This is a genomic window from Priestia sp. FSL W8-0001 (genome assembly GCF_038050335.1).
Taxonomy (GTDB): Bacteria; Bacillota; Bacilli; order Bacillales; family Bacillaceae_H; genus Priestia; species Priestia flexa.
In genome coordinates this window covers 1,208,766-1,230,983 of record NZ_JBBPAL010000001.1, presented here as the reverse complement: position 1 = coordinate 1,230,983, position 22,218 = coordinate 1,208,766, and the positions used below count along the sequence as shown (strand labels likewise).

The 22,218-nt window shown below is 36.3% G+C and carries 38 protein-coding genes; 4 read left to right on the top strand and 34 right to left on the bottom strand.

The window, feature by feature from the left end:
* Window positions 1-39 precede the first annotated feature (39 nt).
* From MKZ18_RS06520 to MKZ18_RS06425, 20 genes are all read right to left on the bottom strand, one after another.
* A complete protein-coding gene (locus tag MKZ18_RS06520) occupies window positions 40-450 on the bottom strand; it encodes a DUF1064 domain-containing protein (protein ID WP_340842739.1) in 411 nt (136 codons plus the stop codon).
* A gap of 46 nt (window positions 451-496) precedes the next feature.
* Window positions 497-838 carry a nucleoside triphosphate pyrophosphohydrolase family protein gene (locus MKZ18_RS06515; RefSeq protein WP_445677374.1) on the bottom strand — a complete coding sequence of 114 codons (342 nt, stop codon included), beginning with the start codon at window positions 836-838 and terminating at the stop codon, window positions 497-499.
* 59 nt (window positions 839-897) lie between these two features.
* The gene (locus MKZ18_RS06510) at window positions 898-1,275 is read right to left on the bottom strand and encodes a hypothetical protein (RefSeq protein ID WP_340842742.1); all 378 of its coding nucleotides are present in this window, start codon (window positions 1,273-1,275) and stop codon (window positions 898-900) included.
* 97 nt (window positions 1,276-1,372) lie between these two features.
* Window positions 1,373-1,564 carry a hypothetical protein gene (locus MKZ18_RS06505; protein ID WP_340842743.1) on the bottom strand — a complete coding sequence of 64 codons (192 nt, stop codon included), beginning with the start codon at window positions 1,562-1,564 and terminating at the stop codon, window positions 1,373-1,375.
* A 294-nt stretch (window positions 1,565-1,858) separates the two neighbouring features.
* The gene (locus tag MKZ18_RS06500; RefSeq protein ID WP_340842745.1) at window positions 1,859-2,050 is read right to left on the bottom strand and encodes a hypothetical protein; all 192 of its coding nucleotides are present in this window, start codon (window positions 2,048-2,050) and stop codon (window positions 1,859-1,861) included.
* Window positions 2,051-2,210: 160 nt separating this feature from the next.
* Window positions 2,211-2,366: a hypothetical protein gene (locus MKZ18_RS06495; RefSeq protein ID WP_340842746.1), complete on the bottom strand. Its 156-nt coding sequence runs from the start codon at window positions 2,364-2,366 to the stop codon at window positions 2,211-2,213.
* Window positions 2,367-2,411: 45 nt separating this feature from the next.
* On the bottom strand, window positions 2,412-2,846 hold the full coding sequence (locus MKZ18_RS06490) for a single-stranded DNA-binding protein (RefSeq protein WP_340842747.1): 435 nt from the start codon (window positions 2,844-2,846) through the stop codon (window positions 2,412-2,414).
* A gap of 1 nt (window position 2,847) precedes the next feature.
* A complete protein-coding gene (locus MKZ18_RS06485; protein WP_340842749.1) occupies window positions 2,848-3,660 on the bottom strand; it encodes a hypothetical protein in 813 nt (270 codons plus the stop codon).
* A 469-nt stretch (window positions 3,661-4,129) separates the two neighbouring features.
* Window positions 4,130-4,621, bottom strand: coding sequence for a hypothetical protein (locus tag MKZ18_RS06480; RefSeq protein ID WP_340842751.1), 492 nt, complete (start codon window positions 4,619-4,621; stop codon window positions 4,130-4,132).
* Window positions 4,614-4,904, bottom strand: coding sequence for a hypothetical protein (locus tag MKZ18_RS06475; protein ID WP_340842753.1), 291 nt, complete (start codon window positions 4,902-4,904; stop codon window positions 4,614-4,616). The genes MKZ18_RS06480 and MKZ18_RS06475 overlap by 8 nt, the downstream gene beginning before the upstream one ends.
* Before the next feature lie 14 nt (window positions 4,905-4,918).
* Window positions 4,919-5,443 carry a hypothetical protein gene (locus MKZ18_RS06470; RefSeq protein ID WP_340842754.1) on the bottom strand — a complete coding sequence of 175 codons (525 nt, stop codon included), beginning with the start codon at window positions 5,441-5,443 and terminating at the stop codon, window positions 4,919-4,921.
* Between the two features lie 176 nt (window positions 5,444-5,619).
* Entirely contained in the window at window positions 5,620-5,799 is a 180-nt protein-coding gene (locus tag MKZ18_RS06465) for a hypothetical protein (protein WP_340842755.1), read from the bottom strand.
* Window positions 5,796-6,116: a hypothetical protein gene (locus MKZ18_RS06460; protein WP_340842757.1), complete on the bottom strand. Its 321-nt coding sequence runs from the start codon at window positions 6,114-6,116 to the stop codon at window positions 5,796-5,798. Before MKZ18_RS06460 ends, MKZ18_RS06465 begins: the two co-directional genes overlap by 4 nt.
* Window positions 6,117-6,278: 162 nt before the next feature.
* Window positions 6,279-6,461, bottom strand: coding sequence for a hypothetical protein (locus MKZ18_RS06455; RefSeq protein WP_340842758.1), 183 nt, complete (start codon window positions 6,459-6,461; stop codon window positions 6,279-6,281).
* A gap of 34 nt (window positions 6,462-6,495) precedes the next feature.
* The gene (locus MKZ18_RS06450) at window positions 6,496-6,663 is read right to left on the bottom strand and encodes a hypothetical protein (RefSeq protein WP_340842759.1); all 168 of its coding nucleotides are present in this window, start codon (window positions 6,661-6,663) and stop codon (window positions 6,496-6,498) included.
* 242 nt (window positions 6,664-6,905) lie between these two features.
* Entirely contained in the window at window positions 6,906-7,763 is an 858-nt protein-coding gene (locus MKZ18_RS06445; protein ID WP_340842761.1) for an ATP-binding protein, read from the bottom strand.
* A complete protein-coding gene (locus MKZ18_RS06440; RefSeq protein WP_340842762.1) occupies window positions 7,763-8,671 on the bottom strand; it encodes a hypothetical protein in 909 nt (302 codons plus the stop codon). Before MKZ18_RS06440 ends, MKZ18_RS06445 begins: the two co-directional genes overlap by 1 nt.
* Window positions 8,672-8,759: 88 nt before the next feature.
* Window positions 8,760-9,452 (bottom strand): hypothetical protein, encoded by a 693-nt coding sequence (locus MKZ18_RS06435; RefSeq protein WP_340842764.1) that lies wholly within the window; start codon window positions 9,450-9,452, stop codon window positions 8,760-8,762.
* Between the two features lie 15 nt (window positions 9,453-9,467).
* Window positions 9,468-10,217 carry an antA/AntB antirepressor family protein gene (locus tag MKZ18_RS06430; protein ID WP_100347521.1) on the bottom strand — a complete coding sequence of 250 codons (750 nt, stop codon included), beginning with the start codon at window positions 10,215-10,217 and terminating at the stop codon, window positions 9,468-9,470.
* Window positions 10,218-10,230: 13 nt separating this feature from the next.
* A complete protein-coding gene (locus tag MKZ18_RS06425; protein WP_340842766.1) occupies window positions 10,231-10,479 on the bottom strand; it encodes a helix-turn-helix domain-containing protein in 249 nt (82 codons plus the stop codon).
* A 157-nt stretch (window positions 10,480-10,636) separates the two neighbouring features.
* On the opposite strand from MKZ18_RS06425, the gene MKZ18_RS06420 reads away from it, so the two are divergent.
* A complete protein-coding gene (locus MKZ18_RS06420; protein ID WP_340842767.1) occupies window positions 10,637-10,867 on the top strand; it encodes a helix-turn-helix domain-containing protein in 231 nt (76 codons plus the stop codon).
* A gap of 8 nt (window positions 10,868-10,875) precedes the next feature.
* On the opposite strand, the gene MKZ18_RS06415 is transcribed toward MKZ18_RS06420, so the two are convergent.
* The 12 genes from MKZ18_RS06415 to MKZ18_RS06360 form a co-directional block, all read right to left on the bottom strand.
* A complete protein-coding gene (locus MKZ18_RS06415; RefSeq protein WP_340842769.1) occupies window positions 10,876-11,289 on the bottom strand; it encodes a hypothetical protein in 414 nt (137 codons plus the stop codon).
* A complete protein-coding gene (locus tag MKZ18_RS06410; RefSeq protein WP_340842770.1) occupies window positions 11,286-11,429 on the bottom strand; it encodes a hypothetical protein in 144 nt (47 codons plus the stop codon). The genes MKZ18_RS06415 and MKZ18_RS06410 overlap by 4 nt, the downstream gene beginning before the upstream one ends.
* Before the next feature lie 50 nt (window positions 11,430-11,479).
* On the bottom strand, window positions 11,480-12,283 hold the full coding sequence (locus tag MKZ18_RS06405) for a DNA-methyltransferase (RefSeq protein WP_340842771.1): 804 nt from the start codon (window positions 12,281-12,283) through the stop codon (window positions 11,480-11,482).
* 86 nt (window positions 12,284-12,369) lie between these two features.
* Window positions 12,370-12,561: a hypothetical protein gene (locus tag MKZ18_RS06400; protein ID WP_340842773.1), complete on the bottom strand. Its 192-nt coding sequence runs from the start codon at window positions 12,559-12,561 to the stop codon at window positions 12,370-12,372.
* 452 nt (window positions 12,562-13,013) lie between these two features.
* The gene (locus tag MKZ18_RS06395; RefSeq protein ID WP_340842775.1) at window positions 13,014-14,090 is read right to left on the bottom strand and encodes an RNA-guided endonuclease InsQ/TnpB family protein; all 1,077 of its coding nucleotides are present in this window, start codon (window positions 14,088-14,090) and stop codon (window positions 13,014-13,016) included.
* A 40-nt stretch (window positions 14,091-14,130) separates the two neighbouring features.
* Window positions 14,131-14,403 carry a hypothetical protein gene (locus tag MKZ18_RS06390; protein ID WP_340842776.1) on the bottom strand — a complete coding sequence of 91 codons (273 nt, stop codon included), beginning with the start codon at window positions 14,401-14,403 and terminating at the stop codon, window positions 14,131-14,133.
* A gap of 12 nt (window positions 14,404-14,415) precedes the next feature.
* The gene (locus tag MKZ18_RS06385) at window positions 14,416-15,117 is read right to left on the bottom strand and encodes an MBL fold metallo-hydrolase (RefSeq protein WP_340842778.1); all 702 of its coding nucleotides are present in this window, start codon (window positions 15,115-15,117) and stop codon (window positions 14,416-14,418) included.
* Window positions 15,114-16,049, bottom strand: a complete 936-nt coding sequence (locus MKZ18_RS06380) for a recombinase RecT (protein ID WP_340842779.1) — start codon at window positions 16,047-16,049, stop codon at window positions 15,114-15,116. The genes MKZ18_RS06385 and MKZ18_RS06380 overlap by 4 nt, the downstream gene beginning before the upstream one ends.
* Before the next feature lies 1 nt (window position 16,050).
* Window positions 16,051-16,311 carry a hypothetical protein gene (locus MKZ18_RS06375; RefSeq protein WP_340842781.1) on the bottom strand — a complete coding sequence of 87 codons (261 nt, stop codon included), beginning with the start codon at window positions 16,309-16,311 and terminating at the stop codon, window positions 16,051-16,053.
* Complete coding sequence (locus MKZ18_RS06370; protein WP_340842782.1) at window positions 16,312-18,297, bottom strand: ATP-binding protein; 1,986 nt, start codon at window positions 18,295-18,297, stop codon at window positions 16,312-16,314.
* A gap of 90 nt (window positions 18,298-18,387) precedes the next feature.
* Window positions 18,388-18,606, bottom strand: coding sequence for a hypothetical protein (locus MKZ18_RS06365; protein ID WP_340842784.1), 219 nt, complete (start codon window positions 18,604-18,606; stop codon window positions 18,388-18,390).
* 149 nt (window positions 18,607-18,755) lie between these two features.
* Entirely contained in the window at window positions 18,756-19,016 is a 261-nt protein-coding gene (locus MKZ18_RS06360) for a helix-turn-helix transcriptional regulator (RefSeq protein WP_340842786.1), read from the bottom strand.
* Window positions 19,017-19,206: 190 nt separating this feature from the next.
* On the opposite strand from MKZ18_RS06360, the gene MKZ18_RS06355 reads away from it, so the two are divergent.
* The 3 genes from MKZ18_RS06355 to MKZ18_RS06345 all read left to right on the top strand — a co-directional run bounded on the left by MKZ18_RS06355 (window position 19,207) and on the right by MKZ18_RS06345 (window position 21,762).
* Window positions 19,207-19,602 carry a helix-turn-helix domain-containing protein gene (locus MKZ18_RS06355; RefSeq protein ID WP_340842787.1) on the top strand — a complete coding sequence of 132 codons (396 nt, stop codon included), beginning with the start codon at window positions 19,207-19,209 and terminating at the stop codon, window positions 19,600-19,602.
* Between the two features lie 281 nt (window positions 19,603-19,883).
* On the top strand, window positions 19,884-21,299 hold the full coding sequence (locus tag MKZ18_RS06350) for a recombinase family protein (RefSeq protein ID WP_340842788.1): 1,416 nt from the start codon (window positions 19,884-19,886) through the stop codon (window positions 21,297-21,299).
* Between the two features lie 7 nt (window positions 21,300-21,306).
* On the top strand, window positions 21,307-21,762 hold the full coding sequence (locus MKZ18_RS06345; RefSeq protein ID WP_340842790.1) for a DUF4080 domain-containing protein: 456 nt from the start codon (window positions 21,307-21,309) through the stop codon (window positions 21,760-21,762).
* 37 nt (window positions 21,763-21,799) lie between these two features.
* Here the strand turns inward: MKZ18_RS06345 and MKZ18_RS06340 are convergent, their stop codons facing one another.
* Together MKZ18_RS06340 and MKZ18_RS06335 are read right to left on the bottom strand one after the other, a co-directional pair.
* Window positions 21,800-21,973: a hypothetical protein gene (locus MKZ18_RS06340; protein ID WP_167556157.1), complete on the bottom strand. Its 174-nt coding sequence runs from the start codon at window positions 21,971-21,973 to the stop codon at window positions 21,800-21,802.
* Window positions 21,970-22,131: a hypothetical protein gene (locus MKZ18_RS06335; protein WP_340842792.1), complete on the bottom strand. Its 162-nt coding sequence runs from the start codon at window positions 22,129-22,131 to the stop codon at window positions 21,970-21,972. Before MKZ18_RS06335 ends, MKZ18_RS06340 begins: the two co-directional genes overlap by 4 nt.
* Window positions 22,132-22,218: the final 87 nt, after the last annotated feature.

The window sequence follows — 22,218 nt, the reverse complement described above, 5'->3', positions numbered from 1 at the left end:
TCAAACACAACCAACTTAATCCAAAACTAACTAATTTCATCACTTAGCCACCTTCTTTTCTTCCTTCTTGAACTTCTTATATTCCTCTATCGTCACCCATCCACCAAACTTCTTCACATATTTCACAACCTTGAGTGATAACTCTGGATACTTTTTCTCAAACAACTTTCTCTTAATCTTAAAATCTGTTGTTTCCATGCCCTTTACGTCCACTACTTCACTGCGGCCGTCTTCGTATTGAACCGCAAAATCTGCTACATATTCAATTTTCCTAAATAGGATACCGTTCTTTCTAAATGATTCCTGTAGTAAGTATCTAGGTTGAGGAATAATTGCTGTTACAACCCCTTTTTGCATGAGATCTGATAAGTATGTGTAATATCTCGCTTCTGCTTGGCTATCGAATACTAGACCGTCTATTTCAATTTTCTTATTTTTGTATTTACTCACGTTCTCTCTCCCTTATAGCAGGTACACCATACGATGTACCCTGTCTTTATTTTGTATCTACACGTTTAATGCTTGCTTCTTTGCTAAAGCCGTTCTTATATCGCTTGGATAACTTACTGATATTAGCGGTTGCAACTTCTTCTAATGTGAATCCTCCTAGTTGAGCTAACATTGACAGATACCAGAGTAGATCCCCGCATTCTTTCAAATAACTATCCTTGTCCAACTCATGTCCATGGAATACGTGCTTCTTAATCATGTCAATTAACTCTCCGCATTCGCCTGCTGCACCAAGACCATAGTTTGCTAATCTCATATTCAAAGGCTCTTTATCGTTATCTGTACGACTTGCTAATTCTTGATACTGATTTAATCCAAACACTTTCATTTCCCCTTGTCCCTTTGTCATCATTTCTGTAATTTCACCTACTAAATGGCTTGTGTTCATCATTTTATTTCCTCCCCCTTTAGTTGATCCATTGGAAAACCACGTTTTATAAAGTCTTTAAACTCCCCTAACTTATCTCTGTAGCACAACTCACCGTACATGGTACACATATCTTCTTGTGTTAATTCCGTTTCAAAATAGGCATTCACACGCTTTAACAGACGTTTCGCATCCTTATCTTCTAGACCTTTGCCGATAGGACGACACAGAACAAATACAGACCACGCTTCAATATCCGCTAAATCTTTGCATTCACTAAGTGGTAAATAAATATTTGTTTTATGATCGATAATCATTTCACCGAATCTATTAACATAATCTACACTGAATTTTTTCATAAACTGAAACACTTCGTTAAAATCTAACGTTTTTTGCATGCCATATCCCCTTTAAATTAATTTGTTTATCAACTTCACCCATCCGAAAAAGCTAATCCATAAAGGAAGGGAGAAGAGAGTGCCGAATAGCAACCCTCTAATCATCATTTTTAGCTCTTTTCTCAATCACGAACACAATAATCAACACCGCTATTAAGAACGTTGTAACTCCTGCGCCACCGAAAATGAATATATGCGTTAACTTTTTAATAAGCTTGTACACAATGACTGTTCCAAACAGTAGGACTAGGCATAGAAAAGCTTGGAGCATACTTATTAGCAATGTCATGCAATCACCTCATTTAATTGGTTCTTGATCTTCGCCACACTGTTTACATTTGCGTATAATGTACTTGCCCTTTAATCTGAGTGAGAAGCTACCATACCCACAGAAGGAGCATGTGCCAGGTCGTTGTGTAACCTGGACAGTTTCCTCTTCTTCCTTTTGATAAAATTTCTTTAAATCATTCTTCATCAGCACGTCTTTGCAGTTCGGCTGCCGCCTTATATTTATCAGCCAACTCACAAGGCTCATGTAGAGCGATTGTGAGTAGCTGTTCTTGTGTAGCTAACTTGTAATCCATTAATCTTCTACTTCTTCCGTAATGGATACTTCTAAATCAAGATCAGGGTTGTCCACTTCTAATTTATCCGCCATGATTTCTTCTACTTCGCTTACCGGTCTTAATTTGTCGTCATACATAATTTCTGCTTCTTCGCAACCAGCTAATAATCCAACACTTAGAACCGTTAAAATCCCTAAACGTTTTTTCACATCGATTCCCCCTGTTTATTTCGTTTTATTCTCGTAACACGAAAAACATTCTAACCTTATTCATCATCCTTTGTAGCCTTGATAGCCCATTTAATGCATAGTAAACTTATTACTATCAACGCCCACACAGTTATTACATTCTGCCAAATAATCAGTGTTTTCACTCCTTAATTTTAAGTGCTGACATACCAGACCCAATTACAATAGCCAACAAAGCAATGTAGTGAATTAATTTCATATCAACTGTGTATCCAAGTGTAAAAGCACCGCCAAATAGCAATAAAGTTCTTACAAGTGAAAACAAAATCTCATTCATTTTTATCCCTCCTTATTTCGCATTTTCCGTCAATTACCTAACTAATCAAAATGGTAAATCATCATCGCTCAAATCAATCGAATTTCCACTACCTGCAAATGGGTCATTATCCCTCGTATAGCTGTTTTGACCACCTTGTGATGTATTTGTATTACCTCTGCCATTTGAAGGCTTAGAAGGGAAATCGAATCCATCTACCAATACTTCAGTGAAATACTTTTTCTCGCCGTTGCCTTTCTCCCATACGCGATTTTGTAACTTGCCTTTGATACCGAACTTATCACCCTTATTTACATGATTGGCGATGACCTCACCTAGCTTGCCGATCACCACATAGTTGTGGAAGTCTGTTTCATATTCGCCTTGCTGATTTTTATAATCTCTTCTTACTGCAATTGTTCCGTTGCAGATTGGTGTACCACTTTGGTTATATCGAAGTTCCTGTTTAACTAAATTACCTGTAAGAATAATGACGTTCATGTTAATTACCTCTCATCTCTTTTAATTTATTTGCTTTAGCACTCATTATCGGATCTACTGGGCCAAACAGCTTCTTACCTCTAATCCCTTTGCTGTATCGATGTTGGACAGTTCTGTAGTTTAAACCATAATGTCTCGCCCAAGCCTTCAGTGATTTTATTTGACCATCTATTTCAATCGATAGTTGTTTCTTTTGGACTGGCTTTATCAAATCCTCACCACGCAAACCAATTTCGTGATATCTGTGATGAAAAGTGAAATAATTAATGTTATAGTGTCTTGCGTGTTCTGATAATGTTCTTGTTACGCCTTCAACTTCAGTAAAAACATTAATCCGTGTATTGTTAGCTTGTACCTCCCTTGTCTCCCACCTACAATTAGAAGGTTCGTAATTCCCATCATTATTAATTCGATCAATTGATAACTCATCGTTATAACCGTTTTCCATAGACCATTTGTAGAAGTTTTCAAAAACATCCCACTCTTCAGAAATCTCAATCCCTCTTCCACCATAATTTTTAAAAGAAGAATTTTTATGATTCTTGCATCTGTTACGCATGTTTAACCAAATTTCGTATAATCTTGTATCTGTAAGTCCATGCTTTTTAAATGTTTTGCTGGTATTTTCTTTCCTGAGACACCCGCAACTTTTACATTTACCTGAGTTCAAAGAATTTAAAGGCACTAATCTTTCGCCACCACAATCACATTTACACCGCCAACGCGTTCGTTTTCCTTTTTCAGCCACTAAATCTACAGCTATCAATCGCCCAAACCTTTGACCACTTATATCCTTATACGGTTTACCTGGCATTTTATACCTCCTCTGTTCCCCTTTGTGTTCGTAAGCACTTTGTAGTAATGTTTTAAATGGATTAGTTTTGCTTATTTCTGAACAAAGATTAAATAATCAAAGTCTTTCGGCTGCGAATTGTCCACTGTTACGACTTGCAAAACCTCTTGATCGGTGTTCCTCTCCACTTTTACCTTCACATATCGTTTCATATGCTCCCCCTTATTTATTCACCCAATATTTCTCCCTCTCTTTATAACGCTGATAACGCCCTGTCTGCTGTAGTTTAACTAGTTTAGTAGCAATGGTTGTCTGTGTGCGTTCTAACGCCATGCTCATCGACTGTAAGCCGTCATATTCGTGATACTTACATAGATACTCTAAATCTTCTTCACTCCAAGGTGTCCCTTGTTTAAGGTGTATCTCTGGATGGTATAAGATGCGGTAGTTGTCATCTTATTCAACATGCAGATCCTTTAAGCGCCGCATATCAACTCTCCCCTTCCCCGAAAAACTTCTCAAATGATTTATCATCTGTATTTGGTATCAATCCTAATTTGAATAAATCGTATTTATCGCAGAAGTAATGCGGTCCATATAACTCTTCGTGTAACGCTTCTATTTCCTTTCTAAGCGTTTCATTTTGGTGTGGGCTGTAATTACCCCTATGATGCTCTGAACAAAGGAATCTGATGTTTCTCCATCCCCCACGACCCGAATTCCCACGAAATTTTACGTGATGAGCTTCTAAACTAGTTTGGCAACCACATACATAACATTCGTATCCATGCTGTCTAGCTGCTTCGTTGTATTGAGCTGTAGTAATCTTCCCACGTTGTTGCTTCGTTGGTATTTTGCGACCTTTATAGATTTCTTGTTTCAAAGGGTTTGTTTTCTTCGTTTTCTTTGGACGCTTTTTCATATACGACTTTAACTTCTTGTCTACCTTAGTAGGCTTTGGACACGGATTAAATTCATTCAACAACTTTCTCCCTCCCCACTAATTCCTCGAACCACTCACGATCATTGGTTGCTAATGCTAGGTCAATGACATGACGGTAATCCATTTGTGTATCTATCTGTTTTAAGTACCTTTTATGTAAAGTCATCTCGATGTGTAGTGGTACTGCGACGCCTGTAGCGTATTTTAATAATCGGACATTTGCTAAATCATTTGTTTTATCAAAGCTGTGTACGTACGCCATGCATCCATGAATTTTGCGGTTAAAGATACAATGAATCATTACAAGTTCATCAGCTTTCATTTCCCCCAACTCCCTTAAATGTATTGAGCTAATTCTTTTACTGTTGAGCGTATACGATTGCGTAGTTCTTGATTTTGTTTCACTTGTTGTTCCAGCTCGTTTTTGTAGGTTTCAGCAACCTTTGCAATATGTTCCTGTTCTAGTGATTCTGCACCATGCAGACACTCGATGTTTTCAATATCATCTTGCAGCGTCTCTATATCTGCTTTTAATCTCTCATTCTCTCGTTCTAGTTCACTCACACGTTGATTCTTCGCTGTGACTGTTTCCGTTAGCTGATGAATTTTATCCTCTAACTGCTCCACTGTAACTTTCTTTTTATCTAGCTGAACTTTCAACTCACCCATCAACTTTTGATACTCTTGATCGGGTTGCTGATTTTTTTTCGCATCTTGTTTTCCACCGAACCATTTCTTTTTGTGATAAGCCAATGTTGGTTGTTTGATACCAAACTCTCTTGCAATTTCAGTATCAGTTTTTGTTTCAGCCATTAACTGATATGTTTCTTTTGAAAACACTTTCTTTTGCACTTTCGTCATTTTTTGTTTCCCCCTTGATATTTTGTTTAATTTATCTCCTAATGCAAGCAACTGCTTGTTGACCGGACAAGGTGTGCAATGATGCATATTCTTCCGATTACCATAGTTTTTGCAACTCTTGCACTTTCGGTCTATTAAATCATCAATCTTGTTAATGACCGCCAACCGTTGCGGATTCATTTTATTAACCTCATTAACATTTGATTCAATCTATCTAAACTCTCTACACGTTGTTTAAGTTGCTTATTCTCCGTTTCTAGCTGTTTAATGTACTTGTCATGAGCCTTTATATTTCCTTGAGCATAAATGTCATATTGAGCAATCTCTGACATTCTGAGTATGTCTTGTGGTTTCATGTCAACCGCTCCTTTGGTTGAATTTTTCCTTTTATTGCACGATCTATAATTAAAATGGCTACGTCATCTATATTTCGTTTAAAGTGCTTGGCTATCTGTTTGACTGTCAATCCGTTAGTGTACAAGCGGTCTACCTCTTCCACATCTTCTTCGTACCAGTCAAGACTGATTCCGTGTGAGTCGCAATCGTCTAAGGCGTAGTAGACTTTCCCTTTATTCTCTACGCCTTTGATTCCGTTGAAGTGTTTACGCTTGTTTAAATACTTCTGTTCAATCCTGGTGATAACAGCATCCTCAATCCTCACTACTGTTGTCATATCCCATTCTCCCTTTCAAAATATTCAATTCGTGCATCCAATTCCATTAATTGTTGTTCTAACCTGTCCAAACCGGACATATCATGAGAGCAAGAGCAATTTTCTACGACGATCATTCCGGGAGCAGGAGAGTTAGCCACTCTCCCTAACCCGTTACAAGTGTTACACATTGTCTTTAACCTTCATTTCACGCTTAATTTGTTCCATTAAGTTATCTCTGATGATTTTATCCGCTTCTTCATAAGAACGATTTGTTTGTCTTGCAAAATCACTAACCATTGCATGTAAATAACCTAGAAAGAACCATTGTTTTTGTTCTTCTGTTTCAGGTTGAATCTTCGTCATTTCTCCATCCCCCTAAAAAGGTATTTGTTCACAATCAAGACTTTTTCTTCTTAACTACAGGCATTACCGTATGTGGCATTTGAGTTTCATGTGTGAAGAACATCGATTCTTGCACGGCTTTGTCGTACGTCTTATAAACCGCAACTATCTCAGCTTCTTTTCCTGCACCAACACAAACTCCCCAATATTGTTCGTTTTCCATTTGAACACCCCTTTTATTTTTATTAGCAAAAATCGCTCCAACTCATACCAACATCATGCATATGACAAGTTGACGAACAATAGATATAGCTGCATTTCGTGTCTTCCTTTGTTAAATATCTTTTGTCCATATGGTATTTACAACGTGAACAGAAATATTGTTTACCTTTTGTGAATCTCCATCTTTGCTTCTTCATTTCTCCATCCTCCTAGAAAGGTATATTTATCATTCGTTTGGAAACCCTACATAATAGCTTTATTTTTCCGATAATCAGTTGTAAACATATCAATGAATCGTGTTTCTTCGTACATGCGACTGTACGCTCTATCACCTACAACACGCTTCAATTGGTCTTCATCATGGTTTGTCGTCCACACTGTCGGCAAACCTTTTCTATTTTCTACAATGTTTGTCCATGTAGTAATGGCCCAACTTGCTTCTTGATCCAATTTGACTGCTTCTGCACCTACATCATCAATGAAGAGTACGTCTAGAGTCTTCATTTCTCCGTATAAGCGTTTTTGCAAAACTTCCGTATCAGGTTTACCAAATGTTGATTTAAACTTATGAAAGAGCGAATGAGCTGTTACAAAACCTACCTTTAAGCCTCTGTGTTTCAATGTTCTTGCTGCTGCTTTGGTTAAGTGCGTTTTCCCTGTTCCTGTTGAACCTTGAACGAGCAAATTTGTTTCATCCTTTAATGAGTTTTGGCAAATAGCTTGTACATAGTTTCTTATCTTGTCCCTCGCTTCTAATTGGACGCTGTTACTAACTTCATAATTTTTAAATCCGAACTTCTCATCATCTGTTGCTTCATACCAATTAGTAATGAGGTGATTCAACCGTTTTTCTTCTGCATGATCCGTTGCGATTTTTGATAATTCTTTGTTTCCACATTTCAAACATTTCTTCCAAGCAGGTATTACGAGTTTTTCGCCCTTATACAAGAAGGAATAACACCAAAAATCTTCTGCTTCACATACTGGACATTGACCTGGAATAACATCTACTTCCGTTGCTTCTGCATAAGCAGGAAATTGATATTTAAAGTTACGCTTCATAAGGGGCAACATCATCTTTTCATCAAATGGCTTTTCCATTAAAACTCCATCTCCTCTACGGCTTTATTTGAACGTTCTAACGCTTCGTCTGTGAGAGGTTCTAATTTATTTTGGCGTTCTAAGGTTTCTTCACTCGGTTTAAATAAGCTGTTTTGCTTTTGATGTGTTCCGATGTTTACTTTCTTTTCTTTCTCACCTTTAATTTGAGCGATTAAGGTTGTAGCCTTTTCACGTAATTTTGCTGTGCTTAGAATGTTTGATTTCCAAAAGTGATGTTGATGTGACCAAGTAATTAGATAATCGATTTGTTCAACAGTTCGTCCATCTTTCTCACGCATTAAACGAATGTCATTAGCCCACTTTTCAAAATTAGGTTCTCGTACATGGTTGTCTGTTTCTAAAATAAGATTGAATAACTTTTTAGCTAAATCGACGTCGCAAGTTTCATACTTGTGACTACTCTTTTTCTTTTTATTCTTATTCTTATTCTTATTATTCTTTTCTTCTTCTTCCCTATGGTCTATAGGTACCGTATCTTTTTTTTCAGATACCGTATCGATACCGTATCCGTGTTTTTTTAGTTCATCTAAATATTCATCGATGAACCCTTGAAACTTAACGGTTTCTAACTCTTTTTCAATACAAACTTTAACCTTTGGAGAGTTAATAAAATTGTACTTAGCCCAGTTTCGCATCATGATCTCTTTTGTTTTATCGTTGTAAATGATTTTTTCGTAATCAACAAAACGCTGCAGTAATTTATCGACTGTTTCACGGTTATAACCTGTATGCATTTCAATCACTCGTTTAGGCAGCTCATAAATACCACATTGAGTTGTTTTGTTATTAGTCATAAGGTAAAGGTAGAAATACTTTTCTTCGGGTGTTAAATCTAAAACAAAAGCATCATCCCAAAATGTTGTGTGAACTTGTCTATATTTAGCCATTTAAAACGCTCCTTTATGTGGTATAATATGTGTACAATTATTTCTTTTGGATCCGATGCGCCAACATCGGGTTTTTTTATTTGTTTCCTTACTCATAAATTCTCACCGGAAGAACTAACGTAGTAACCATAACTCCATCACTTAAAGTAAATGGGCGCATATCACCAGTGAATCGAATTGTCACTTCAGGTGAATTAAGTTTGAAATGAGCTTCCATAGCGTCTTTCATGTATTCACAATTAAAACGGATACGAGATAAGCTAGATGGTTGTGCGTATGTTTCGAAAGGTAAAGTGAAATCGACTTTTAACGTGTCCACCGAAACAGAAATCCCTTCTTTGTTGAATTGAAGATCAACCGTTTTATTTCTCGAAACCACCTTCATAGCTTTCATGGTTTGCATAATTGATTTAAAAATGTTGAGCCATAAATGAATGTGTTCTTTATTCAAAGTGATTGCTTCGAATGAATTTTCGTTAGCTGTTTCTATAAGCTTTGCAACATCCGGGTAACGGTCACTTTTGGCAACCATTAAATTTTTAGGGTTGATGATATATTCCTGTTCGAACCCATGAATGTTTTCGATTTTTATTAATCGGTGTGAATCAGTTGCTACAACGTCACCGTTTGAAGTGTGTAAAGCGTATTGCAGGATAGGGCGTGTATCACTTTTTGCTACAAACTTTTTCACAACATCCATTGCCACTCCGTATAAATCACCGTGTACAAATTCAATTCCAACACTAGCATGTATTTGTTTAGTCGTTTTTAAGTTATTCATTTGTTTCTCCCCCTTTTAATTAGCAACGCGATTTAACATTTTATCTGCAACTCTTACCGCATCTTCTAACAATCCAATCTCTTCTAAGAAGCGTGGCCGGCTGATATCTTTACCTGTCTTATTAATATGATGTTGGCGTTTAAGCTCTAAGTTCGTTTTATAAGCTGTATTAAACGATTGAACGAACACTTTCCAAGCTGCACCATACTGGATGCCGTCTTGATTTGCTAATTTTCTGACCATTGCATTGAGTCGTTGTCTAAGATCCCCACTGATATTAACGTTATCTAAATTATCGATACGGTGCTTTAACACTTGATTTTCTTGTTCAATCCGATTTTGTTTTTGTTCCAACTGATTCACACGTTGTTCTTGTGCAACCATTTGATTGATTGCACCTTGCAACACTTCAAGCTGCGTCATAGGTTGCTTAGATTTTTTATTAAATTCCTCTTCCACTTCAATGAAGTATCTTCTTGCTACACGACCCATTTCATTGTTCTGAACCATTGCAATTTCTTTAGCTGTCGCTAATTTCAAAATGTATTCTGTTCTAGGTCTTCCACCAAGGCTTTCCCCCAAAATTGGTGAAAAGTCTTCTTCTTCAATGAACCCGTATTTCTCAATACGATCTTTAATCCAAGATGTAAAATCCTTACCAACCATTAATTTTTCATGTAACTCTCGAGCATCTACCACTCGTTCTCCTGTAGAAGTTACATACACCGGTATTAAACCGTCAGCGATGATTTTTAAATCGTTCATTTCCCCAACTCCTTTACGCTTGTACTTTTTCTTTCTTTACAATCAGATCCGTAATTTCACAATTAAGGAACGCACAAAGCTTTTCGAGTGTATCTAAGTTGATTCCATTTGCTTCATTGTCACGCAACCTTTGAAGTGTTGGACGACTGATTTTTGTTTTGACGCTAAGATAATTAAGTGACTTGACTCTTTTCTGCCACATTAGTTCATCCAGCATGATCTTGTAATTGTGGTTGATTTTCACTTCATTTTTCTTTGCCATTATTTACACCTCGCTTTCCTCTGTGGCTTGTACTATGATTGTAACATACCCATTACAGAATTGGAATATACATTTCACAAAATTTCCAAAAAAATTTACAATTCAGGGTATATCCTTTTACAATATTGCATATATCTAAATTAGGCGGTGGGACAAGGTGAAAAAAGTTAGGATAAAGCTCCATGAACTTATGGGTAAGCATAAAATCAGGAGCATTAACCAATTATCAAAAGAAACAGGTATTTCAAGACCTACATTAACTCGCTTATACGATGAAGAAACAAAGCAGTTAGATTTCGGTACAGTAGGTATCTTGTGTGATTTCTTCGGTTGTGACATAGGCGATCTTCTTGTATTAGAAGAATCCGATTCCCAAGAGAGCGAATAACACGCTCTCTATTTATTTGCTGTTTTTCTCGGTTCAGTAGCAGCTCGTTCTAAATCCCAACCCCTGCGGTAGTAACGACCATAAGCTAGTTTAAACGGCACACCATTCGCTTCTGCTAACTCACGTAACCGCTTTGTTTCAGGGAACTCCCTTGATGTACTAGCACTTGTATACCTAGGTGGAGTCGTAATTGCTCGTTCTAAGTCCCAGCCCAATTCCATAGTGCGGGCATATAACATGCGTTTGTGTACACCGTATTCTTTTGCGCGCTCAATATCTTCTTTGCAAAGTACGTGATGCGAATTAACTGGAATGTGGATAGCTTGTTTGATGCTCCACCCTAATTTAAGACGACTGTATAATGCAGCTTCCGAAATGCCATTCGCTTTTGCTTGTAACCGTTGTTCTTTCGTCACTTTCACTTTGCATGCCCCTTCTTTCGCATCTTTTTCATCTTCTTAATGACATTAAGATAATCACGCTTCAACTGATTGTTTTCTTTCAATAAATCATTTATGCGATCTTGATATTGTTTTATCAATAGAAGCTGCTGCTTGTGCATCTTACTTCCCCCAGATTTTTATTTCGCTTTATTCTCGAAGTGCGACACAATCAAATCAATTCTAACTGCTCGAATTTTTTTACTTTTTCAACATTCAACATGGATTCTTTTGCTTTGTTGTAAAATTCTTTTTCAATTTCAAAACCAAAACTGTGGCGGTTTAATTCATACGAAGCCCTTAATGTCGAACCACTACCCGCACATGGATCAATGACAACATCACCTTCATCAGTAAAAATTTGAATCAACTCTTTTAACACATTTACAGGCTTTTGCGTTGGGTGAACTCGTGGATATTCTTTTGCGTTATCTCGTTTCCACTCAAACCAGTTTTTAATCATTCGGCCTTTTGTTTCTTCCGTTTTACCATTTCTAAACTTGGGTAACTTATCACGATATAGGACAACTGCATGCTCTGTCGCTCCTACAATCTTCATATTCGCTTTTAACACTTGAGAACTTGTATTTTTAATAAAAAACAATGGATATGAGTTTTTAAACCCATGTTTTCTTCCATACTCCTCAATCATCGGCATTTGTTGATAGGAACAAAATACAATCATGGCAGGTGCTTGGTTTTTTTCTTTTGGTTCTTTTTTCAATAACTTGCTACAAAAGTGCATATACTCGGCAAGATTGAAATTTTCATCCGTTTTAAAAAACGATTTACCTGCTAGTTTACTTTCACCGTTCTTGTTATCACCATCTATATACCATTGGTTACTTGAAGCGTATGCGTTATTCCCTAAGTTGTAAGGGATATCCGCTATAACTAATTGCGCTCTCGGTATGTTGTATCTTTTAAAGTTTTGAAAATGGTCATGGTAAAGCTCCATTTTAGTTTTATTTGTCATTTCGCTCTCTCCCTTTATGTCGCTTTTTCCGTCAATGACGACGTATTATATTAAAGTCACTCTGTCCGTAAAGTGGACATTTACCCTTAAACTCTTGTATATCCTAAAAACTTGTTTAAATCAGCTTGACTCTTACCTGTTGGTACAACCATTTCAGCAGAAGATTTAACTAACATGTTAATGGCATCTAACTTCTCTTTATCCATAGCCACTAAATGTATTTGTCCATTGATTTCAAGTAAAACAGTTACTTGTGCATGTTCCAGATTAGCTTTCATTCCATCCCCTCCAATTCTTCATGTTCCACCAAGCATCCACACTCACATTTAAGTAGAGGTAACACATAGCAGCTAAGCATTTCAAATTGACAAACTGTACAGAAGAAGCGGTAACTCATCGTCTTACCCACCTTTTAACCCTGCTATAAACCTGCACATAGAAGATAGATGCTCCTAGTAACAACATGATCCATAACCAAAAAGCTAAGATAACGAATTCTCCTAATGTAAGATGTAATTTCATATAAACACCTCCACCTTTCGCATTTTTACACAGTACAAGGTATCATCTGTGGTTTGAGACTCCCACGGCTAAAGCCGCAAGCCCTACACCTTACGGTGTGACGGGTGGGATTCTTGAATGACTAAGCGTTCGCAGTCCATTTCTGTTTTGAACAGCCTTCAAGATGAGGGTGTCTCATCACCCCTCCTAAGACAGTGCATATAGCATCTTAGGCTGATTGACTGTTACCATCAATCACAGGTGCATATCGAATGTTCATAGCACCGACTAAATCACGATGTTTTTCGAATCCGCACTTACATGTATACTTACGGTCTTTTGCTTTGTTTTTCTCAGAGCATTTTGGACATGTTTGACTTGTGTATGCAGGATTTACATATTCAACTCTAATGCCTTCTAAATTCGCTTTATATTCAATGAATTGAGATAGACGATAAAATGACCAGGTGTGCAGATTCTTTTCGTTTTTACGGCTTGTTCTTGCCGTCTGCCTGATATTCGCTAATTGTTCTAAGCGAATGACAGAAATTTTATTTTCTTTTGCAAAATTAACAATTGCACGACTCACTTTATGGTCTTGGTCTTTCATCCAACGTTGTTCCTTATCTTTTGAACTGCGAATGGCATTTAACTTTTTCTTTTTTCCTAGCACTTTGCGTTCAGAACGGAACTTACGCTTCATGTACTTGTTTTGCCTGCCGTTTCCAAAGAAGCGTACCTTTTCATCATCTGTGACGGCAACAGCGGGAACTTTTAAACCTAAATCTACACCCATAACCTTTAGACCTGTCTTTTCAATCGTTGGAATAGTGACGGAAATTTGAGCAATCCATTTCCTCGCTTTCTTTGTGATACGAAGTGTACCTAGTTTATGTTTTAACAAATCAAAATTTCGATTGTCTTTATCAATCAACAAGGCACGAATCGGTGTTTTCTTTGCTTTTCCGTCTATCATGATAGGTATTGAAATATGCGTGAAATCAAACGAATAGTTTTGATTATTCCAAATGCAGACGGGCTTCTTTAAAACAGGAACAGTAGTGAATTTACTTTTCTTTGCTTTCTTGAATACGCTTTTTGCGTCTTTGATTGCCTGATTTTTAACGGCACTTGGCAAAGAAACAGAAATATCTTTACTCGACTTCTTTGTGCTTTTCTTTTCAGCAACCATTTCAGAAACGAGAGTATTGATAGTGGAGATGTACGCTTTACTCATCTCACGCAAAATAGAAGCCTGCTCTTTTGTTGGAATCAATTTAACTTTTACTGTGACTACCTGAGACATGATATTCACCCCCTTGTTTTTTGTTGTTCGACATAACGCTTCATGATAATGTCCACTTGATTCCCTCCTCATATGGCTCAACAGAACCTTGTACAAAGACTTTTATGACAATCCCTTTATCTTCTACTTCACCGACATATAGGCGGTAGAAATGACCGTCTGTAGCTTGTACCACCATGATGTCCTCATCTATCTCGACTAATGTATAGTAGCCATGAAATGCATGTTTGGATAAATCAGATACACCCGATACTTTTAGGATAGAACCAGGAGGAAAATGCTCCCGGTCCCATATCTTTAGTGTTTTAAACATTACTTCACCCCGCTATGCTATATATACAGGCTTGCCGGTCAATTTCATAATTTCTTCTTTGAAAAGGTTTTCATCGCTATTTGTGTCGCTAAGATGTAAGAGATGTATTTGTTCAACTTTGCTCAAATCATTAGCTTTGAAGAATTCTTTTACATTTTCTAAACTAAAATGTGAACGTGCGATTCGTTTTTTCATTACTTGCGGAATCACACCTAATGCTATGTTTGCATCTAAGATAGATGATGAGTAATTACATTCGATCATTATGTGAGTTAGTCCGGGGAACTTATATTTGATGTAATAAGTATCTGTAGCAAAGAGAAGTTTTTCCCCGGCTTGATTCATAATCAGAAAGCCAAATGGTTCAGAAACATCATGCTGCACATCAAAGGCCATAATTTGAAACGTTCCAATTTTAAAAGGTTTCTTAGCTTGTATCGTTTTTATCCGATGATGTTCAACGTTTATCGCGTTCGCTGTACCCTTCGACATAAAGCAGTCGATACCAGCTTTTAAAACATCCTTGATGGATTTAACATGATCACCATGTTCGTGAGAGACTAAACAACCTGCAATTTCAGAAGTTTTAAATTCGGCAGCTTGTTGAATTTGCTTCCAACCTACACCACATTCCAATAACAACTTTGTACGAGAGTCATCAAGCAAGTAAGCGTTTCCCTTGCTTGATGAACCAATTACTTTAATGTCAATCAAAACGGCGCACCGTTTTTCTCAGGTTCTTCTACAAAATCCATTTCGAGAGCAGATTGTTTTTCTTCTGGAACCTTTTTGTTATATTCATCTGCAGCTGGTTCTTCTGTTTGTTTTTCAATTTGCTTTTGTTCGTCCTGGATCTCTTCATAATCCATATCTAGCACTTCACCATTTGCGTTTTCATCGATTTCTTGCTGTACTTCGATTTCTTCATCTTCTTTATTGATGTGTTTCATCATGACGCTTTCATCATCAGAAGAGTTTAAGAACTTCTTGCAAGCACGATTGATGACTGTCTTTTTAGCCATTTCTTGCTTGAATTCATCATGCGTACTTCCTTCTTTTTCTTTGTCTTGGTCTTTGCTCCAAAACTGTGCTTTACTCCAAGCTTGTCTAATTTCTGCGATTGTCATTAACTCGATATACACTTCACCTTCAGGAAGGACAATCGTTGCATAAGCACCTATAATCTTTTCTTTATCGATGTTCTCAAATTGTTGTTTATGTTTAAGGTTAGCGATTCGACCATTAATGATTTCGTAATCAACCGTGTCACCTTCATAAATAACAGCTGCATCAATACTTTTCGCTTTCGCTACACGTTTTGTAACTGCCATTGTTCCGAAGTAAGAACGTTGGAAAGTTAATTGGCTTCCGTAAACAATGAAGTAACCTTGCTTCTTTGCCGGGTTTAACCCTTGAACCACCATGTCCAGTAATGCATTAGCGATACTATCTTTTGTGCAAACTTCTAAAGCTGGGCGTTTATTTCGGTCTTGTGTATTTTGAAGGATTAACCAAGCTGATTTCATTGCATTTTCCGGGCTATAGAAAGCAGGGAAATGTAGTTCACCACTTTCTTGAAACTCTTTTACCTTTGCTGCTACTACATCTACCGTATCTTTTTTAACTAATGCTAATTGATTTGTCATATTATTCTTCCTCCTCGTATGGGTTTGCTTCTAGATATTCAAACTTCACTTGTTTACCTTTGTTTTCAATTAAAAAGTTTTCTAAAAAGCTGGCGATTTCACTAGAAGAGATTAAATCCCTTCCGATGATTGCGTCTTCTGGACACTCTGATAAAGGACGCACTCCGAATATTTGTTTTCCGTTCACTTCTAAAACATCATGTGTGCAATAATCACTGTCTTCCCAACTTTTAACCGTTACTGTTACAACTTTTTTCGACATTTAAACTACCTCGCAATCAACAGTGATTAATGAGTTGTTATCATCTTGCTCTACTCGTAGTTCATCATCTGCACCACTTACAACTAATGAAATGATTTGTGTATCCATATCGATTAATTCTGTAACTGACTCGCTGTTATCGATGAAGATCGGGCAAGCAACTCCAAAGTGTTCAGATAGCGTTGAAATGATGTCTAAACCTACATTGATACGAGCTGCATTGTTTAAACCTCTTGAGTACGGAACGCCTTGATATAACGTTTCGCATGTCTCTTCAAGACCACCATTGATGTTTTGTTTAAATAGTTGGAAACGAGCATATTTGAATTTAGAGTTAATTTTTTCTTCTAATAAAGTAACTTTTGAGCGAATGAACTCTTCTGTTAGGAACAACTGATGTTCAAGTTCTTCAAACTCTTTTGCTAATGTTTTTTCTTCTGCTTCTAGCTCTTCAATACGTTTATTAGAAGCTTCAACTTGATCAAACTTTGCTTTATCACGTTCTAAGTTTCGAATATCTTCTTTAAGATTCATGATCTTCTCACGGACCAAAGTAGCTTCTTCATTGGCATGATCTTTTACACGTTGGATTTCTTCCTGAATAGAAGCTATTTCTGCTTGCTTTGTTTTAAATTCTTCCGTTTCTTCAAATGCTGTAGTGTTGGTTTTTAACTCTCCATACTGAGTTTTCAATTCAGATAAAACACGTTCACTTTCTTTCTTTTCAGCTTCTAAAGAAATTAATTGATTTTTAATAGCTGAAACATCAACTTTCAACTGTTCAACATCTTTAGCAACTAACTTTCCATCATTCATAATTTCCTCTAATTGCTGAGATTTTTCGATGTTAAATTTTTCGATAATTTCTTGCTTTTGATCTTCCGGATATTCTTGACCACACATAGAGCAAGTTGTTTTATGTTCATCAAACGTTTCGTTATCTTTTTTAACCCACTCTTCACGTAAATGTTGAATGTTCTTTTCGGAAGCTTTTAAACGTTCTTCATAAATATTTAAGTCATGTTGCTTCTGTTTGATATCAAAATTGAATTGATTGTTCTTATCTTTTTGAACAGCAACTTTATCTCTTAATGCATTTAACTCACCGTAATTCTTTTCTTTGTATTCGTTTTTCAATTCAATTAAAGAACTTTCAATTTCACGTAATTTCTTTTGTTTCTCAACAACTTCTGTGCCATTTTGAATACGAGAAAGTTCTTCTTCTTGCTGAGTGATAAGCGCTTGAATCTTTTCAATTTCTTCATTAATTGCTGATTCATTTAACTCTGATACATCAACAATAGAACGTCTTACTTCATCAATTCTTACTGGAATACGTGTAAGTTCTTTATTGATTTCAGTACGTTTAGCCGCAATGATTTTGCGATGATCTTCAATGCTTTTGCCGTTTAAAATGTTTTCTAATGAAGCTAATTCTTTATTGCTGTTGATTACATCTTCATTTGTGATGTCGCCTGAGATTCGAAGAAGTAACTCACGGCGCTTTTGCCAATGTAACTGTTCATTAAAGTAAAGTGGGCTTGTTAACAGTTTGAATACATCTTCATCAATTAAAGTTGCAACCGCATCTGTAAATTCTTTTTTCTTGCTTGGTACACCGTTCACGTAATAATCTGTTGTATGCCCTGTGAATTCAGTTGTTGCAGCACCACGTTTACGCGTCCATTTTTCTTTAAATACTTTACGGATACTTAGTGGTGTACCATCTACTGAGAAGATACCTTCCACTTCATGTTCCAGGTTGTTGATTTCCTGACCAACTGCATTAACTGTTTTTAATTGAAAGTCTTTTTTGTTTTGGCTGTCTTTATCAAACAGCAACCAAATGAATGCATCGAACAATGTTGTTTTACCTGTGCCGTTATCACCGAATACTTGAGCGTTGTAACCTTGTGTATCTAATTTGAATTCTTTAACACCTTTAAAGTTTTTAAGAATTAATACTTGTAATGTGATGTTTTTCATGTTTTCCTCTCCCATTGAGTGAATTTTAGTTTTCGGTTATACTGTTAAAGAAATATTATTTATGAGAGTCCTGTTCCCGCAGGCTCTTTTTTATTTAATCGCCCCTTCATATACAAATTTTCTAGCTTCTTGATGTTTGTGATAACATGCCAACATATATTCCAAATCGTTTAACTCCATTTCGTAAGCAATGACCATGCCGGCTTGGATACCTTCTTCATACAAATCAGTAGCATGTTGTTTCTTTTGCTCTGCTGCTACAATACGTTTTTTAACAAATTCAATTTGTTCCATGATAATGCGCTCCATTATTTACGCCCCTTTTTTATTTTCATTTTCTTTTTCAGCTAGCCGAACCATAGCTGGCATTAATGCTTTCCAAAAATCTCTTAAACGTTCGCCCTCCGGTTTTAATTTCATGACCTTTTCCCTCTTTCCGTTTCTAATTAATAGCTTTTTTAGCACTTTCGCTTATCGTGAATTACGCTTTTAGTTCGCTTAGAGCGAACACTATTTGAAAAAAAATCCAACTTTCGGTTCAATAAATCATCTAATGACACTTCTAAAACGTCAGCAATACGCAATAGTGTTTTAACGCTTGGGTTTTTAACATTTCTTTCCACATCACTTATATATGACCTAGTTTTACCAATTTCACAAGCTAAATTTTCTTGTGACATATTTTTCATTTTCCTGTAAACAGCTATGTTGTTAATCAATTATACTTTCACCTCTTTTCTGTAGTGTACGCTATTTGTTAACACCTTATGTTTATAATATACAAAAGTGTACGCTTATAGTCAACACTTTTTTAAAAGTTTTTTCCAAATTAGCTAACACTTCACTCGGCTTCTATTGTTGATACTTTGTACGCTACTAGTTAAACTTAAAGCAAAGGAGGTGTACGCTTTGAGAAATCGTGTAGGTGAAAAATTGAAAAAGTTACGCCAGGACCGCGGATTATCTTACCGTAAGTTAGGAGCCGAGTTATCTATTGCTCCATCTTATTTAAGTCAAATTGAAAAAGGCCAACGAAGTCCGTCGGAAGAAACACTAGAACATATCTCTAAATTCTTCAATGTAGACATATCTTACTTTTATATTAAGGATGATTATTTGAATGATTTTTCGGAAGAAGAAAAAAGTTTTTTGTTCCAAAAAGAAATTAGTTTAGAAACAATTGCGGATAATTACAATTTAAAAGTTGGTGATCGTATCGCTACGAAAGAAGAGATAGAGCAAGCTATTAAATATATTGAAGCGATTCGTATTATGTCAGAAAGTAAAAAGCACTCAAATAAATGAGCGCTTAGTTTAATTTCCTTTCTAACTCTTTTAATTTTTCAATAAATTCAAGCAGGTCCAATTCAGGTTTTGGGTTATTATGAGCAAGTGATAGCAATCGACATTCCACCTTTTTTGTTAAAAATAAGAACGTTCGTTCCTGTTTTTTCAACCGACTTAATTATATAACAAAACAAATAAAAAAAGTATTGTTTCGACAAAACAAGACAACAAATTATGTCAAGATATGATAGTCGTGTGCAGATAAGTGTAAAAAGACCTAAATTAGTGGGAGTAGTGAGATGAAAGTTAGTTTATATGCTAGAGTATCGACGCAAGAACAAGTTGAAGAAGGGTACAGTATCGACTCTCAATTAACCAACTTGCGTAAGTTTGCAGAAAGTCAAAGTTGGGATATTTATAACGAATATGTAGACGAAGGATTCTCTGCAAAAAATTTAAAAAGACCAGCGATTGAAGAATTAATAGAAGATGTAAAAAAGCAAAAGTTTGATGTTGTGTTGGTTTATCGTTTAGATCGTTTGGTGCGTTCGGTTTTAGATTTACACAACTTACTTAATTTGTTTGATAAACATAACGTCATGTTTCGTTCGGCTACCGAAATGTTCGACACCACTTCTGCTATGGGAAGATTTTTTATTTCTATTGTTGGCAGCATGGCAGCGTGGGAACGAGAGAATCTTGGTGAACGAGTATTTGTTAACATGAAACATAAAGCAGAAGAAGGAAAAAGACCTGGTGGTAAGGCTCCTTTTGGTTATCATAACATACGTGACAGTCTCATAATAAATGAAGACGAAGCGAAATGGGTTAGATGGATATTTAATCAGTACCGAACAAAAGGGAAAGATATGATTGCTTTTGAGTTAAATGCAAGAGGTGTAAAAACCAGGAACGGAAAATTGTGGTCAAACTCTGTACTTAATTACTTGATTAACAATCACGTATATGCCGGTTATGTTCGTTGGAATCGAAAGGATAGCCAGGGGAAAATAAAAGATGACATGATATTAGTAAAAGGCGATCACGAACCTATTATCTCAAAAGAAACATTTGATGAAACGCAGCGAATACAAAAGAAACGATATGTCCTGAAAGAAAAAGGTAATCGTCACTACCCTTTCACCGGTGTGTTGAAGTGTGAACGTTGTGGTATGCCTTTGTATGCTGAAAGAAAAAAATTGAAACATTCCACACGCATATATTACAAGTGTTCCGGCCGATTCAATCATAATATATGTAAAATACCTATTATACCTTCAGAAGTAATTGAATCCGAGTTTCTAAAACACTTAGATGCCGATATCTTAATAGAAGACCATGACGAGAAGCAGAACGAAATAGATGTTGCACCGCAATTAAAAGCGATTGAAAGAAAAATCGAGCGTTTAAAAGAACTTTATATTGAAGGGGACTTACCAAAAGAACAATATACAATCAAAATGCGTGAAGCTAAACAAAAAGAATTAGAATTATGGAATCAATTAGATAAGCAAACACCAGCCATAACAAAAGAACAACTCGCAATGATTGCTAACAATATTAACGCTATTTGGAACGAAGCAACCGACGAAGAGAAAAAAGTAGCTGTCCATTCTTTTGTTGACTATATCTACATAGATGTAACAAAAGAAAGTGACAGGAAAATTGGTTCTGTGCCGGAGATAACATTCACTAAGATGAAAGTCCTAAAATAATAATGCGGTGTGTAGCAACATAATAGGTTGGTCACGTATTGGACACCAGCTTGAAGATTTGTTTAAACGCTTAAAACAATATATTGAAACAGAAAGCTTTAAAAACGAAGCAATCATTGAAGGCTTCATGAAGATTGACTATTTATTCAATCAAAAACACAAGCCTCGCAAACCTTGGTGGGATGATAAGTTAGATAAGCAAGTTCGTTCTCATTACTATCAGCAAATACTTGCAAAGCCAACGGTATTAGGCGATGACTTTGTCGATGAAAACCTAACGGAAAAAGAGCTTTATAAGCACACTGTTCTTGAGCTGCTTCCATTTGATTATGCATACTACAAAAACACTGGAAAAATTGTAGAAAAGCAGTCTTTAATTTTATTCTACTATGATCAAAAAGCCAACGAGACGAAACTGTTTACCTCTCCTGTTGAAGCCTTTGATTTGCCAGTAGTGAGCTAATCGGAAAAGACCTCGATACGCGTATCGAGGTCTTTTTTTAACAGTTCTTTTTTTGCTTTTTCTTATGTTTTTTCTCAGCTTTTGCAATTTCAGCCATCTCTAAAAACTTAGCTGCGTTTGGATCACCCATTTCAGGTCCAAACTCCTCTTGTAAAAGTTGTGTTTGCTTTTCTTTCGAGTGGGCAAGGTGTCTATGATCTTTTTTCGTCATTTGCTTTGTCCTTGCTTTCCGTGCTTTGAATTACGGTTTGCTGCTTTATATATGTCTTCTCCGCCATATTCAGCTGAAAATTCTGTATCGGGTAAGCTTTCTTTTGGCGTTTGATTATTTTTTTGTGCTGGATTATGTGCTACTTTACGTTTTGCCATTGTAATAACCTCCTCATAAGATTATAAGCATTTGCTCTATACTAGCTTGTGCAAGTGCATAGATCTTATGAGCAGTAAAACCTGTCA

Excerpts from the sequence above, each read along its gene's own strand:
- MKZ18_RS06405 (WP_340842771.1), bottom strand. The coding sequence starts at position 12,283 with ATGACAAATAAAACTAAAATGGAGCTTTACCATGACCATTTTCAAAAC.
- MKZ18_RS06400 (WP_340842773.1), bottom strand. The coding sequence starts at position 12,561 with ATGAAAGCTAATCTGGAACATGCACAAGTAACTGTTTTACTTGAAATC.
- MKZ18_RS06455 (WP_340842758.1), bottom strand. The coding sequence starts at position 6,461 with ATGACGAAGATTCAACCTGAAACAGAAGAACAAAAACAATGGTTCTTT.
- MKZ18_RS06340 (WP_167556157.1), bottom strand. The coding sequence starts at position 21,973 with ATGACGAAAAAAGATCATAGACACCTTGCCCACTCGAAAGAAAAGCAA.
- MKZ18_RS06395 (WP_340842775.1), bottom strand. The coding sequence starts at position 14,090 with ATGTCTCAGGTAGTCACAGTAAAAGTTAAATTGATTCCAACAAAAGAG.
- MKZ18_RS06435 (WP_340842764.1), bottom strand. The coding sequence starts at position 9,452 with ATGAATAACTTAAAAACGACTAAACAAATACATGCTAGTGTTGGAATT.
- MKZ18_RS06350 (WP_340842788.1), top strand. The coding sequence starts at position 19,884 with ATGAAAGTTAGTTTATATGCTAGAGTATCGACGCAAGAACAAGTTGAA.
- MKZ18_RS06390 (WP_340842776.1), bottom strand. The coding sequence starts at position 14,403 with ATGTTTAAAACACTAAAGATATGGGACCGGGAGCATTTTCCTCCTGGT.
- MKZ18_RS06375 (WP_340842781.1), bottom strand. The coding sequence starts at position 16,311 with ATGTCGAAAAAAGTTGTAACAGTAACGGTTAAAAGTTGGGAAGACAGT.
- MKZ18_RS06490 (WP_340842747.1), bottom strand. The coding sequence starts at position 2,846 with ATGAACGTCATTATTCTTACAGGTAATTTAGTTAAACAGGAACTTCGA.
- MKZ18_RS06510 (WP_340842742.1), bottom strand. The coding sequence starts at position 1,275 with ATGCAAAAAACGTTAGATTTTAACGAAGTGTTTCAGTTTATGAAAAAA.
- MKZ18_RS06465 (WP_340842755.1), bottom strand. The coding sequence starts at position 5,799 with ATGAAACCACAAGACATACTCAGAATGTCAGAGATTGCTCAATATGAC.
- MKZ18_RS06470 (WP_340842754.1), bottom strand. The coding sequence starts at position 5,443 with ATGACGAAAGTGCAAAAGAAAGTGTTTTCAAAAGAAACATATCAGTTA.
- MKZ18_RS06485 (WP_340842749.1), bottom strand. The coding sequence starts at position 3,660 with ATGCCAGGTAAACCGTATAAGGATATAAGTGGTCAAAGGTTTGGGCGA.
- MKZ18_RS06460 (WP_340842757.1), bottom strand. The coding sequence starts at position 6,116 with ATGACAACAGTAGTGAGGATTGAGGATGCTGTTATCACCAGGATTGAA.
- MKZ18_RS06515 (WP_445677374.1), bottom strand. The coding sequence starts at position 838 with ATGAAAGTGTTTGGATTAAATCAGTATCAAGAATTAGCAAGTCGTACA.
- MKZ18_RS06425 (WP_340842766.1), bottom strand. The coding sequence starts at position 10,479 with ATGGCAAAGAAAAATGAAGTGAAAATCAACCACAATTACAAGATCATG.
- MKZ18_RS06380 (WP_340842779.1), bottom strand. The coding sequence starts at position 16,049 with ATGACAAATCAATTAGCATTAGTTAAAAAAGATACGGTAGATGTAGTA.
- MKZ18_RS06505 (WP_340842743.1), bottom strand. The coding sequence starts at position 1,564 with ATGACATTGCTAATAAGTATGCTCCAAGCTTTTCTATGCCTAGTCCTA.
- MKZ18_RS06335 (WP_340842792.1), bottom strand. The coding sequence starts at position 22,131 with ATGGCAAAACGTAAAGTAGCACATAATCCAGCACAAAAAAATAATCAA.
- MKZ18_RS06370 (WP_340842782.1), bottom strand. The coding sequence starts at position 18,297 with ATGAAAAACATCACATTACAAGTATTAATTCTTAAAAACTTTAAAGGT.
- MKZ18_RS06445 (WP_340842761.1), bottom strand. The coding sequence starts at position 7,763 with ATGGAAAAGCCATTTGATGAAAAGATGATGTTGCCCCTTATGAAGCGT.
- MKZ18_RS06430 (WP_100347521.1), bottom strand. The coding sequence starts at position 10,217 with ATGAACGATTTAAAAATCATCGCTGACGGTTTAATACCGGTGTATGTA.
- MKZ18_RS06365 (WP_340842784.1), bottom strand. The coding sequence starts at position 18,606 with ATGGAGCGCATTATCATGGAACAAATTGAATTTGTTAAAAAACGTATT.
- MKZ18_RS06410 (WP_340842770.1), bottom strand. The coding sequence starts at position 11,429 with ATGCACAAGCAGCAGCTTCTATTGATAAAACAATATCAAGATCGCATA.
- MKZ18_RS06475 (WP_340842753.1), bottom strand. The coding sequence starts at position 4,904 with ATGAAAGCTGATGAACTTGTAATGATTCATTGTATCTTTAACCGCAAA.
- MKZ18_RS06495 (WP_340842746.1), bottom strand. The coding sequence starts at position 2,366 with ATGAATGAGATTTTGTTTTCACTTGTAAGAACTTTATTGCTATTTGGC.
- MKZ18_RS06450 (WP_340842759.1), bottom strand. The coding sequence starts at position 6,663 with ATGGAAAACGAACAATATTGGGGAGTTTGTGTTGGTGCAGGAAAAGAA.
- MKZ18_RS06440 (WP_340842762.1), bottom strand. The coding sequence starts at position 8,671 with ATGGCTAAATATAGACAAGTTCACACAACATTTTGGGATGATGCTTTT.